This window comes from Gammaproteobacteria bacterium, assembly GCA_011375345.1.
Lineage (GTDB): Bacteria > Pseudomonadota > Gammaproteobacteria > DRLM01 > DRLM01 > DRLM01.
Genome location: DRLM01000089.1, coordinates 16952 through 28938, shown reverse-complemented (window position 1 = coordinate 28938; position 11987 = coordinate 16952). Strand labels below are relative to the sequence as shown.

Annotated in this window: 10 protein-coding genes and 1 pseudogene; 5 read left to right on the top strand and 6 right to left on the bottom strand. The window is 62.6% G+C overall.

Annotated elements, in window-relative coordinates; all coding sequences use genetic code 11:
- Positions 1–205 precede the first annotated feature (205 nt).
- The 4 genes and pseudogenes from ENJ19_06750 (at position 206) to ENJ19_06735 (ending at position 7039) form a co-directional block, all read left to right on the top strand.
- Positions 206–3040: a 2-oxoglutarate dehydrogenase E1 component gene (locus tag ENJ19_06750; protein HHM05424.1), complete on the top strand. Its 2835-nt coding sequence runs from the start codon at positions 206–208 to the stop codon at positions 3038–3040.
- 14 nt (positions 3041–3054) lie between these two features.
- On the top strand, positions 3055–4245 hold the full coding sequence (gene odhB, locus ENJ19_06745; protein ID HHM05423.1) for a 2-oxoglutarate dehydrogenase complex dihydrolipoyllysine-residue succinyltransferase: 1191 nt from the start codon (positions 3055–3057) through the stop codon (positions 4243–4245).
- 39 nt (positions 4246–4284) lie between these two features.
- A complete protein-coding gene (lpdA, locus tag ENJ19_06740; protein ID HHM05422.1) occupies positions 4285–5700 on the top strand; it encodes a dihydrolipoyl dehydrogenase in 1416 nt (471 codons plus the stop codon).
- 305 nt (positions 5701–6005) lie between these two features.
- Positions 6006–7039 (top strand): annotated as a pseudogene (locus tag ENJ19_06735) (IS481 family transposase).
- Between the two features lie 67 nt (positions 7040–7106).
- Here the strand turns inward: ENJ19_06735 and ENJ19_06730 are convergent.
- From ENJ19_06730 to ENJ19_06715, 4 genes are all read right to left on the bottom strand, one after another.
- Positions 7107–7400 (bottom strand): type II toxin-antitoxin system RelE/ParE family toxin, encoded by a 294-nt coding sequence (locus ENJ19_06730; GenBank protein HHM05421.1) that lies wholly within the window; start codon positions 7398–7400, stop codon positions 7107–7109.
- A complete protein-coding gene (locus ENJ19_06725; protein HHM05420.1) occupies positions 7394–7573 on the bottom strand; it encodes a hypothetical protein in 180 nt (59 codons plus the stop codon). The genes ENJ19_06730 and ENJ19_06725 overlap by 7 nt, the downstream gene beginning before the upstream one ends.
- Before the next feature lie 22 nt (positions 7574–7595).
- Positions 7596–7829, bottom strand: coding sequence for a hypothetical protein (locus ENJ19_06720; protein ID HHM05419.1), 234 nt, complete (start codon positions 7827–7829; stop codon positions 7596–7598).
- A gap of 73 nt (positions 7830–7902) precedes the next feature.
- Positions 7903–8247, bottom strand: a complete 345-nt coding sequence (locus tag ENJ19_06715; protein ID HHM05418.1) for an XRE family transcriptional regulator — start codon at positions 8245–8247, stop codon at positions 7903–7905.
- A gap of 84 nt (positions 8248–8331) precedes the next feature.
- Here ENJ19_06715 and ENJ19_06710 point away from each other — a divergent pair, with 84 nt between their 5' ends.
- Positions 8332–8523: a hypothetical protein gene (locus ENJ19_06710; GenBank protein ID HHM05417.1), complete on the top strand. Its 192-nt coding sequence runs from the start codon at positions 8332–8334 to the stop codon at positions 8521–8523.
- 363 nt (positions 8524–8886) lie between these two features.
- Here the strand turns inward: ENJ19_06710 and ENJ19_06705 are convergent, their stop codons facing one another.
- Complete coding sequence (locus tag ENJ19_06705; protein HHM05416.1) at positions 8887–11418, bottom strand: spermine synthase; 2532 nt, start codon at positions 11416–11418, stop codon at positions 8887–8889.
- A gap of 159 nt (positions 11419–11577) precedes the next feature.
- Positions 11578–11961, bottom strand: a complete 384-nt coding sequence (locus tag ENJ19_06700; protein ID HHM05415.1) for a hypothetical protein — start codon at positions 11959–11961, stop codon at positions 11578–11580.
- Between the last annotated feature and the right edge of the window lie 26 nt (positions 11962–11987).

Here is an 11987-nt window from a genome sequence, read left to right as displayed (position 1 = left end):
TTTTCGGCAGCCTGTGCCGCGGCGCGGGGATGCGCCGCCGTTTTCAATGACGGCAAGTCATTGAAAACGTGAGGAAGCCGGAAATCGCATTTTCGGCTTCCGGCGTTGAAAAAGGCCAGGACGGCCTTTTTCAACATCCTGTTAAAGGATTGATGCGCCGGGGCGACTAAAATAATGACAGCATGGATTTGGCTAGGAGCCATTAATGGCTGATTTTGGCGACACGCCCGTTTACGGCGGCAACGCGTCCTACCTCGAAGACCTCTACCACCGCTTTCTCTCGGATCCCGGGGCCGTTCCCGGACAATGGCGCCGCTTTTTCGCTGAGCTGGACGCCGGCGGCGGGGCGGCAGGGGTGGATCACGAAGCCGTGCGCGCCGCCCTGATTGCTGAGGCCGCCGCACCCAAAGTCTTTTCGGCACAGCCTTCCACCCCCGCCGAGAGCAAACAGGTGGCGGTGCTGCAGCTCATCAATGCCTACCGTTTCCGCGGTCACCAGCAGGCGGATCTGGATCCCCTGGGGTTGCAGGAGCAGATTCCGGTCACTGAGCTGGACCCGGCTTTCCACGGCCTCACCGAGGCCGATTGGGACACGGTGTTCAGCACCGGTTCTTTCGTGGGTCCGCCCCACGCCAGCTTGCGCGAAATCGTCACCATGCTGCGCAGCGCCTATTGTGGCGAGCTGGCGGCGGAGTACATGCACATCACCGACACCGCCCAAAAGCGCTGGATCCAGGGCCACATGGAAGATCCGGGCGCCCGGCCCGTTTTTTCCGCCAAGGAGCGGCGCCACATTCTCCGGCGCCTGATTGCCGCCGAGGGCCTGGAGCAGTATCTGCACACCAAGTACGTGGGGCAGAAGCGTTTTTCCCTGGAAGGCGGGGAGAGTCTGATTCCCCTGATGGACGAGCTGCTGCAGCGGGCTGGCGCCCAGCATGTGCGGGAAGTGGTACTGGGCATGGCCCACCGCGGCCGGCTCAACATGCTGGTGAATGTGCTGGGCAAAGCGCCCCGCGCCCTGTTCCAGGAGTTCGAAGGCAAGCTGGACGCGCCCGGCCTGGGCGATGTGAAATATCATCAGGGCTTTTCCTCCGATATCCAATCCCCCGGCGGCGCGATTCATCTAGCTCTGGCCTTCAACCCCTCTCATCTGGAGATCATTGACCCGGTGGTGGAAGGATCGGTGCGCGCCCGCCAGGACCGCCGCGGCGACGCTACGGGCGATCAGGTGCTGCCCGTCCTGATCCACGGCGACGCGGCTTTCGCCGGCCAGGGCGTGGTGATGGAGACTTTCAACATGTCCCAGGCCCGGGGCTACCGCACCCACGGCACCGTGCACATTGTCATCAACAACCAGATCGGTTTTACCACCAGCAATCCCCTGGACGCCCGTTCCACCCTGTATTGCACCGAAGTGGCCCGCATGGTACAGGCGCCCATCCTGCACGTGAACGGCGACCGGCCCGAAGCCGTGGTGCGCGCCGCCCGCATGGCCCTGGATTTCCGCATGCGTTTCAAGCGTGACGTGGTGATCGATCTGGTCTGCTACCGCCGCCATGGCCACAGTGAAGCGGACGAGCCCGCGGTGACCCAGCCGGTGATGTACCGCGCCATACGCGGGCACGACGCCGTCACCAGGCTCTATGCCCGGCGCCTGGAGCAAGACGGCGTGATCGGTGCCGACGATGCCAAAACCTGGGTGCGCGAGTACCGTCAGCAACTGGAGCAGGGGGCGCTGGTGGCGCCCCACATCGTGCCCAACGTGGAATCCAAATATGCCCGCGGCTGGGCGCCTTATGTCGGCACGTCCTGGGACGAGGCCGTGGACACCGCCTTGGCTGCCGCCCAGATCAACAAACTCAGTCAGGCCCTGCTGCGCATTCCCGAAGGTTTCAAGCTGCACCCCCAGGTGGCGCGCATCGTCAAAACCCGCCTCGCCATGGCGGCGGGGGAACACAACATTGACTGGGGGTTTGCCGAGACCCTGGCCTATGCCAGTCTCCTGGCCAAAGGCTATCCCGTGCGTTTGTCGGGCCAGGACAGCGGACGTGGCACTTTCTTCCATCGCCACGCGGTGCTGCATCACCAGGAAAACGGTGACGTGTATATTCCCCTGGCCCACATCAGCCCCAGGCAGGCGCGGTTCACCGTGGTGGACTCCCTGTTGTCGGAAGAAGCCGTGCTCGGTTTTGAGTACGGCTACGCCACCGCCGGTCCCGAGGGCCTGGTGATCTGGGAGGCCCAGTTCGGTGATTTTGCCAACGGTGCCCAGGTGGTGATCGACCAGTTCATCAGCTCCGGCGAGGTGAAATGGGGCCGCCTGGCGGGCTTGGTTGTCTTGCTGCCCCACGGCTACGACGGCCAGGGTCCCGAGCATTCCTCCGCCCGCCTGGAACGTTATCTGCAGCTGTGCGCCGGGGACAATATGCAAGTGTGCTCGCCCACCACCCCGGCGCAGATGTTCCACATGCTGCGGCGCCAGGCCTTGCGCAAATACCGCAAGCCCTTGATCGTGATGTCGCCCAAAAGCCTCCTGCGCCATCCGTTGTCGGTGTCATCCCTGGCGGACCTCAGCGGGGGCGCTTTTCGCACCGTCATCGGCGAAGTGGACGATATCGAACCCCAGGCAGTGCGCCGCGTGGTACTGTGCACCGGCAAGGTGTATTTCGATGTGCTCCGGGAACGGCGCGAACGCGGTTTACAGGACATCGCCATCATCCGCATTGAACAACTCAACCCCTTTCCCGCCGAGGCTCTGGCGGCGGTGCTGGCGCCCTATGAGGGGGCGGACGAGTGGCTGTGGTGCCAGGAAGAGCCGCAAAACCAAGGCGCCTGGAATCACCTGCGGCACCGTCTGGAGCCCTATACCGCCGGCCGGCCCTTGCATTATGCCGGCCGGCCCGCCTACGCTGCCCCGGCGGAAGGCTTTTTGGTCAAGCATCAACAGGCCCAGGCCGCCTTGGTGAATCAGGCGCTGGCGCCCTTCGAGGTGCCCACCGCCACGGAATTGCACACCCACCGCCGCGCCCGCCGCGCCTGACAGGGAGAGCCGCTATGCGCATCGAAGTCAACGTCCCGCCCCTGCCCGAGTCTGTGGCCGACGCCACCTTGGGAACGTGGCACAAGCGCCCCGGGGAGCCGGTCCGGCGCGATGAAAACCTGGTTGATCTGGAAACGGACAAAGTGGTGCTGGAGCTGCCCGCGCCGGAAAGCGGCGTACTGGCAGAGGTGAAAGCAGAAGGGGGCGCGGTGGTGACGCCGGGCACCGTGGTGGCGGTCATCGACACCGAGGGTGCGGCGGCGGTTGCCGCCCGGCCCCGGCCGGCGGCGGAAAAGCCCGCCGCGCCTCACAGCGCCCTCAGCCCCGCCGTGCGCAAACTGGTGGCCGAGCACGGGCTGGAGGTCAGCGCCCTCACCGGCACCGGCAAAGACGGGCGCATCACCAAGGGCGATGTGCTGCGGGCTGTTGCGCAGCGCACGGCGAAGGCTGAAACCGCAGCGAAGCCCCAGGTGGCACCGCCGGCTCCCACAGCGGCATCCCCCGGCCGGCGCGAGCAGCGCGTGCCCATGACCCGCCTGCGGGCCCGCATCGCCGAACGCCTGGTGCAGGCGCAGCACAATGCCGCCATGCTCACCACCTTCAACGAGGCGAACATGCAGCCGGTGCTGGACCTGCGCCAGCGCTATCAGGAGAGTTTCCAGAAGAAATACGGCATCAAGCTGGGCTTCATGTCGTTTTTCATCAAAGCCGCCGTGGCGGCGCTCAAGGAGTTTCCGGCAGTCAACGCCGCCATCGACGGCACCGACATCGTCTATCACAACTACTTCGATGTGGGCGTGGCCGTGAGCACCGAGCGCGGCCTGGTGGTGCCCATTGTGCGGGACGCCGACGCCCTGTCCTTCGCCGGTCTGGAAAAAACCGTGCTCGACTACGCCCAGCGCGCCCGCGAAGCCAAGCTCGACATGGCGGAACTCAGCGGCGGCACCTTCACCATCACCAACGGCGGCGTGTTTGGTTCCCTCTTGTCCACCCCCATTTTGAACCCGCCCCAAAGCGCCATTCTCGGCATGCACAAGATCGACCAGCGCCCCGTGGCGGAAAATGGCCAAGTGGTCATCCGGCCCATGATGTACCTGGCCTTGAGCTACGACCACCGCCTCATAGACGGCCGGGAAGCGGTGAGCTTTCTGGTGACCATCAAACAGATGATCGAAGACCCGGCGCGCTTGCTGTTACAGGTCTGAGCCGTCTGGCACCGAACCCCACCACACCCGAGGCACACCATGGCAGATTTTGACGTATTGGTTATCGGCGGCGGCCCCGGCGGCTATGTGGCCGCCATCCGTGCCGCCCAACTGGGTTTCAACACCGCTTGCGTGGACGACTGGCGCAACGAACAGGGCGAACCGGCCTTGGGCGGCACCTGCCTCAACGTCGGCTGCATCCCCTCCAAAGCCCTGTTGGACAGTGCTCACCATTATCACCGTCTGCAGCACGAGCTGGGTGATCACGGCATCCGCGCGCAAAAAGTCAGCCTGGACGTGGCCGCCATGCAGGCACGGAAGAACAAGGTGGTGCGCACCCTCACCTCGGGGGTGGCGGCGCTGTTTGCCAAAAACAAAATCACCTGGATCAAAGGCCGGGGCCGTCTCCTCAGCAACCGCGAGGTCAAAGTCACCGCCCATGACGGCGGCCGGGACACGCTGACAGCCGGCCACATCATCATCGCCACCGGTTCCACTCCCACCGCGGTGGACGCCGCGCCCGTGGATGGCGAGCGCATTGTCGATTCCACCGGCGCGTTGGCCTTCACCACCGTGCCCAAGCGCTTGGGGATTCTGGGGGGCGGCGTGATCGGCCTGGAACTGGGCAGCGTCTGGCAGCGCCTGGGCGCCGAGGTCATTGTGCTCAACCGCAGCGGCCAACTCCTGCATCGCCTGGAAGCCGACATCGCCCGGGAAGCCCGGCGCCAACTGAGCGCTCAGGGCCTGGACATCCGCCTGGGCGCCCGCTTTCAATCCGCCCGTGCCGGCAAACGGGGTGTCACCATTGGCTACGACAGTGCCGACGGCGCCCAGAGCCTGAAAGTCGACCGCTTCCTGGTGGCCACCGGCCGCCGGCCCAACACCGCCGGCCTGGGTGCCAAGGAAGCCGGACTCAGGCTCGATGCCCGCGGCTTCATCGAGGTGGATGCACAGTGCCGCACCACCCTGGACAAGGTCTACGCCATCGGTGACGTGGTGCGCGGCCCCATGCTGGCCCACAAGGCTTCCGAGGAAGGCATCATGGTGGCGGAACTCATCGCCGGTCAGGCGGGCCAGGTCAACTACGACACCATTCCCTGGGTTATCTACACCTGGCCGGAAATCGCCTGGGTGGGACAGACCAGCGCCCGGTTGCAAGAGCAAGGTATAGCCTTCCGCGCCGGCACCTTCAACTTCATCGGCAACGGCCGCGCCCACGCCATGGGTAACACCCAGGGGCTGGTGAAAATCCTAAGCGAGCAGGACAGCGACCGCGTGCTCGGGGTCCACATCATCGGTCCCAACGCCTCCGAACTCATCGCCGAAGCCGTGACGCTGATGGAATTCGGCGGCAGCGCCGAAGACCTGGCCCGTACCCCCCATGCCCATCCCACCTTGTCCGAAACCCTGCGGGAAGCCGCCCTGGCCGTAGCCGGCCGGGCCCTGCATCGCTGAGCCCTGTATGCGATCACGCTGACCAATCCTGGGGTCCGCTTCTGGCTCTGGATTGTCTGGAGAAAGATTCGTGGGTTCGGCTGTCTGACCAGGCTTGTCGAGAGGGTAAAGTCCAGAGACGGGGTCGACAAACAGAGAAGCTGACGACAGCAGAAACGAGCTATTGTCAAATCTGGTGTTTGGCCAGTTGAATCAAAGTGTAGTAGTTCAGACCAGATCTGACACTCAGTAGTTGAAAAAGAGAGGGTTACCGGTGTTGATGGTGGTGCGAACCAAACCGTCAAAACACAAAAGAGGTAACCCTCATGCTCAATACTAACGAGAGAATCATCAAACACAAGGTCGGGCTGTTGAATCTGGCCGAAGAACTGGGCAACGTCTCGAAGGCCTGCCAGGTGATGGGGCTGTCCCGTGATACGTTTTACCGCTACAAGAATGCTGTCGAGGAAGGCGGTATCGATGCCCTGCTGGAGTCGGATCGGCGAAAACCTAATCCGAAGAACCGGGTGGAGCCCAAGATTGAATTGGCTGTCACGCAGTATGCCATTGATTTTCCGGCGCATGGCCAGGTTCGCGTCAGCAACGAGTTACGCAAACAAGGTGTGTTTGTCTCGCCCAGCGGCGTACGCAGTATCTGGCTGCGGCACGACCTGGCCAACTTCAAGGCCCGTCTCCGGGCGCTGGAGGCCAAGCTTGCCGAAGAAGGTCTGATTCTGACCGAGGCACAGGTACAGGCGCTGGAAAAGAAAAAGCTGGAGATGAGGTTTGTGGCGAGATTGAGACCGCCCATCCTGGCTATCTGGGGTCTCAGGATACCTTCTACGTTGGTACTCTGAAGGGCGTTGGCCGCATTTACCAGCAGACCTATGTCGACACCTACGCCAAGGTGGCGCACTGCAAGCTGTATACAACGAAGACACCCATTACGGCGGCTGACATGCTGAATGACCGGGTATTGCCGTTCTACGAGGCCCACGATTTACCTGTTCTGCGGATACTGACTGACCGTGGAACAGAGTACTGCGGCCGCGCAGAAACCCATGACTACCAACTGTTCCTGGCCATCAACGATATCGATCACACCAAAACCAAGGCAAGGTCACCACAGACCAATGGAATCTGTGAGCGCTTCCATAAGACGATCTTGCAGGAGTTCTACCAGGTCACCTTCCGCAAGACACTCTATGAAACGCTGGATGAGCTGCAATCCGATCTGGACGAATGGCTGGAATACTACAATAATGAACGAACACATCAGGGCAAGATGTGCTGTGGGCGAACCCCCATGCAAACGCTAGAGGATGGCAAACAAATCTGGCAGGAAAAGTTCGTGGCTTGAACTTGAGCTGACAGTCACCACCATCGAACCGGTAACTGTCAGATCAAATCTGGACTACTACATGCCCTTACTGTTCAATCATCTCCGGCTGAAAGTCTCGTCGCTTATGAATCACCGCCAACACGATAACATCCGGTGCCTTGATTTCGTAGAGGATGCGGTAGGAGTACAGCGACAGCTCGCGGATGGCATCGTTACCGAGTTCCGGCACTATCTTGCCCATGCGCGGCAGTTCATTGAGGACATCGGTCTTGGCCACGATATCCTGGGTAACCTTTCTGGCATAATGCATGGAGTCGTGGGCAATGAAATCGTAGATGGAGCGCAGATCGGCCCTGGCCGGGTCCGACCAGATCACCATGTATCGATCTCGCGCTTGAGTTCTTCACTGGTGATGGTTTTGCCCTGATCGGCGGCCTCCTGGCCCTTGCGGATTTTATCCAGCACATAGAGCCGGTACATGATCTCGTCCATATCGGCATCATCGGGCAGCTTGCCGATGGTCTCCAGGGCTTCCTGTTTGGCAGGTTGCATGGTGTTTCCTCCTTCCGGTTTTTCAGGCACTGGCGGCCTGGTCGTCGAGTGATGTGAGCGTGGCCTGCATCTTGTGCTTGGCGATCATGGCATCGATGAGCTTGATGACCGCCTCCTGATCCTCGGGATCGAATCCTTCCACGGCCTGAAAGCGCCGAAACAGCCGGGCGTTGCCCAGCGGCATCTCCTCGACGGGGTTGCCGGTGAGCAGGTAATCCACGGTCGTGTCCAGGGCATCGGCCAGCTTGATGAGCATCTCGGCGGGCGGAAGATTAACTCCGCTCTCGTACTTGTTGAGCTGCGTGTAGTTCTCCTCTCGGTGACCGTGGTCAGCTGCTGAGGTTGCCGACCAGTTGCTTGGTCTGGTGCTTGATGATCATTCCTTCCAGCAGTGCCTTGATAATCTGCTTTTCCTCTGGCGGCATGCGCGAGATCGCCTCGAACTGAAGCCGCAAATCCTCATCCGGTCCCCGCTCGCCCTCCTCGAAGACCAGGTCGTCCAGGCTGACGTGGAGCACCTGTGCCAGCTTGATCAGGGCGCTCAGGGTCGGCTGTGCGGTACCGGACTCGTACTTCTTGATCTGGTTCACATGCATGCCCACGGCATTCGCCAGGCTTTGCTGGGTGTAGCCCTGCGCCTTGCGCAGGGTAACGAGTCGTTTCGGGAAGTGCATCGCGATAATCCGCCAATAGCCAATGTACCCTTTGGGGTCTGTTACGGGTTGACAAAAGTATACCATAAGGGGCTGGACTAGCACATGAAAATAGTCTTGACAGGATTTTGGAGGACCCCGGAAATGGCCCGCATCCCCGACGAGCAGCTCGACCGCCTGAAGCAGGAAATCTCCGTCCAGCGCCTGGCTGAGGGCATGGGCATCTCCCTGAAACGCCACGGCGCGGATCTGATCGGCCTGTGCCCGTTCCATGATGATCTGAACCCAGCCTGGTGATCAGCTCCGGGAAGAACCTCTGGCACTGCCTGGTGTCAACGGACAAAAATAATTGACCCACCCTGGAAGCTGAAAAAATGATCCACCTTTCCGTAGGGTTGCCAACCGAGGCGGTAGCAGCAGTCCGCCACCGTCCGAAGTGATGCGTCCACCGTCAAAACGACCGATCACTTCGCGTCGTCCCAGGGACTGAAATGCCAACTGCTTCGGTGTTCACCCTGTTTTTATAGGCCTCTTTCTCTTGTTGCGGATAAGTGTTTGTTTCCACCCACTTTACAAAAAGAGGTCTGTTTCTATAGGGGTGGTGAGATATCCGGGCTAGGCTGCGGTTGTGGGAGGGCCCGGGCCGATGGTGGCGTTGCGTTAGGGCTCGGTGCGTGGGGCGCTACGCTGGCGGCTGCTGTTGTCCAGGGGACTGATCTGGTGCAGCACCTGGGTCAGGGCGCTTACCGCTTTGTTGTTACCCCGTTCTCGTTCCAGTTGGCGCAGGGTTTTTAGGGCGCCCACGTGATCCGGGCGGATGTCAAGTATGGCCTGCAAGGCTTGAGGGCGCGTGCGGCCGTTGCGGACCACTTCCTCCAGCGAGGCAAACATTTGATCTGCAAGACTGAAGCTTATCCAGCGGTCCTTGGGGTTGGCGTTGTAGGCCAGGCGCAAGAGGCGGGCGGCCTCTGCCGGGCGCTGCTGCAAGCCCGCCACCCAGGAACGGAGGGCCAGCTCGGTGGCGACATAAGCGCGTTCGAAGGCTTCCGGGCTGCCGCTCAGTCCCAATAAGGTGCTGGCGTCCTTGAGTCCGGGGCGGCGGCTTAGCAGGTGGGATATCACTTGGGATAAATCCATGCCCCGGGTGTAGCGGGCCTGGGGCAGGCTGTATTCGATGCGGGGTTGCCATTCGTCCTGAACCGGTCCGGTACCCACCTTGATGGGGCCCCAGTAGCGCCCCGCCCAGGTCCACAGGCCTTCGCCGCCGGTGAGGGCGTCGCGGGTGGTGTTGGTCAGTGACCGCAGGCGCTTCATCCCTGCGGCCATGCCCTGCCACGTATCGCGAGGTCCCACCAGGGCCAGGCGGAAGCCTTCGACGAACAGCTGGGCGTCGGGAAAGGCTTGTTTGAAGCTGCGGAGCACGGTGTCCAGTGAGGCGCTGTCGAATTGATTGAGCGCCAGCCACTGAACGAACAGGCCGCCCTCGGCAAGGCGTGCCCGGGCGCGCCGAAACTGTTGCACTGACAGCAGATTGCCCCGGCCCACCAAATCCGGGTGGAACAAGTCACCAATGATGAGATCAAACCGGGCCGTTGTGCCCCGCAGATAGCGGCGGGCATCGTCGCGCAAGATTGTTGCTTTGGTCGAAATCCCGTTGTTGACCGGCGCGAACCACCGGGCTGCCGAGCGAATGGCGCCTGAAGAAAGTTCCACTGCTGTGACAGCCACGCCGGGGTAGGGCAGGGCGCCAGCCGCTGAGATCCCTGTGCCCAGGCCCAAAAACAACACCGTTTTGGGATGGGGGTGCAGCAGCAGCGGCAAGCGGGCCTGGTTTTTTTGCGCTTCCACCGCAGTGGGTTCGGTGGAGGCGTCCATGCGCCGTAAATCTGCCAACAACAGGCGCTGGCCGTCGTCCTGGGCCACCACATGAGTGATGGACAGGGCGTCTTCAAAGTGGGCGAGGTCTTGGACACCGGCCTGGGACCGGGGCAGCAGGCGCTGCACTTCCGGCAAGGACCACACGGGCAGCGCCAGGAGTACGGCCAGGGGGAACAGGGCCCAGGCGCGGCGCTGCCGGGCCCAGTACATGCCCGCGAGCAGCAGCAACAGGGCGGCGATACAAATGGTGGCGCTGGTGCCCACGGTGGGGACAAGTACGAGGCCTGCCAGCAGCACGCCGGCGGCGGCGCCCAGGGAATTGGCGCCGTAGAGCCAGGCGCCGGCACCGGGATCTTCGCTTTTGAGGCGCGCGCAGAGTACCGGCAGCCAGGCGCCCAGCACCACGGTGGCGGGTAAGGTGAGGGCTGCCACCACCAGGCCCTGCTCCAGCAGGGCTTGCCCCAGGGAATCGAATCGGGCCCCGTCCGCCCAGCTTGCCACCCAGGGCAGCGCCCACAGGCTGGCCAGGCCGAAGAGGCAGGCCGCCACCGGCAGCGCGCTGTACCAGGCACCGGAAAAGCGGTGCCGTACCATCAGGCTGCCCAGGCCGATGCCCGCCAAAAACACCGCGAGCAGAATCGCCATGACGTATTCGGTGCGCAGCAGCAGCATGCCCAGCAGGCGGGTCCAGCCGATTTCCAGCATCAGTGCGCCGGCGCCGACCAGGGCGTACATCAGCAGGCCCACGGTGTTGGCGGGGCGACGGCTGTCTGGAGTCACGCTGGGGCTGTGGTTCGCGGGCCAGCGGCGGGTCACCAGGGTCACCGCAAGTGCCAAAGACAGGCCGATGAAGGCCACAATATAAAAGGACAGCATCCAACCCAGCACGGGCAGCAAGGCCAGGGGCAGCAGGGCACCCGCCACGCCGCCCAGGGTGTTGACGCCGTAGACGACGGAAACCGGCACGTCACGGTGACCCAGGGCGCGTAATACCAGGGGAAAAGCGAGGCCCATGCCCAGGGCCGGAACAAACAGGATGGAAAAGCCAACGAAGCTTTGCAGGGCGTGCCAGGCGCCAAGATCCAGGTCCGCGGCGGCGGACCCCAGCTGTGCATCCAGGGCCTGAAACAGCCAGGGCAGGGCCAGCGCATAGAGGGCGACGGCGAACTCGATCAGGGCAAAGCGATAAAGGGCCGCCCGGCCCCCCAGACGCCAGCGGACTCCCACCAGGCTGCCCAGCCCCAGGCCGGCCATGAAGGCCGCGGCGGTGATGACGACGCCAAGAATGCTGGCCCCGAATTGAATGGCCAGCATGCGGACCCACAGGACTTCGTAGGCGATACCGGTGAGGCCGGAGAAGAAATAGGCCGCCACCAACAGGCCGGTGCTCCAGCCCAGCGCCAGGGGAGTGCGGACCTGGCCCCGGCTGGGAATGACGGTGTCGCTGCGGCTGGCCACGTCGTTTTCAAGGGCTCAAAAGGGGAAAAACCAGACGATGGCAGCGACCGCGTGGGCAATGGCGAGGAAGACGCTGAAGCCCGCGCCGATCATATGGGGGATGAAGACCTGTTTGTTGAACAAGACCATGGCGATCCCGAAACCGGCCGTGGCAATGATGCCGATCAGCAGGGCCACCCCCATGATGAACAAAACCTGGTGCTTGGTCTTGTCGGCGACCAGGCCTTTTTCCTTGTTTGAGGCTTCTTCGGTGAAGGCTTGAATGACGTGCATGGAGCCCTCGTCGGGGTTTTCAGCAGCCCTGGTCTGGCCGCCGGGAACCGCCAAAGCAAAGGCGAGTATGACCAAGGAAAAAAGCTGGATTGCGTTCAGTTGTGCCCGCTGTCCAAGAATCGCCATCTGTTTCCCCCTCCAATAACCAACAA

Bases quoted from the DNA above. Each gene is read 5' to 3' on its own strand.
- ENJ19_06725 (HHM05420.1), bottom strand. From the start codon at position 7,573: ATGCAACCTGCCAAACAGGAAGCCCTGGAGACCATCGGCAAGCTGCCC.
- ENJ19_06710 (HHM05417.1), top strand. From the start codon at position 8,332: ATGAAAATAGTCTTGACAGGATTTTGGAGGACCCCGGAAATGGCCCGC.
- ENJ19_06750 (HHM05424.1), top strand. From the start codon at position 206: ATGGCTGATTTTGGCGACACGCCCGTTTACGGCGGCAACGCGTCCTAC.
- ENJ19_06730 (HHM05421.1), bottom strand. From the start codon at position 7,400: ATGGTGATCTGGTCGGACCCGGCCAGGGCCGATCTGCGCTCCATCTAC.
- lpdA (HHM05422.1), top strand. From the start codon at position 4,285: ATGGCAGATTTTGACGTATTGGTTATCGGCGGCGGCCCCGGCGGCTAT.
- ENJ19_06705 (HHM05416.1), bottom strand. From the start codon at position 11,418: ATGCTGGCCATTCAATTCGGGGCCAGCATTCTTGGCGTCGTCATCACC.
- ENJ19_06720 (HHM05419.1), bottom strand. From the start codon at position 7,829: ATGCTCATCAAGCTGGCCGATGCCCTGGACACGACCGTGGATTACCTG.
- ENJ19_06700 (HHM05415.1), bottom strand. From the start codon at position 11,961: ATGGCGATTCTTGGACAGCGGGCACAACTGAACGCAATCCAGCTTTTT.
- ENJ19_06715 (HHM05418.1), bottom strand. From the start codon at position 8,247: ATGCACTTCCCGAAACGACTCGTTACCCTGCGCAAGGCGCAGGGCTAC.
- odhB (HHM05423.1), top strand. From the start codon at position 3,055: ATGCGCATCGAAGTCAACGTCCCGCCCCTGCCCGAGTCTGTGGCCGAC.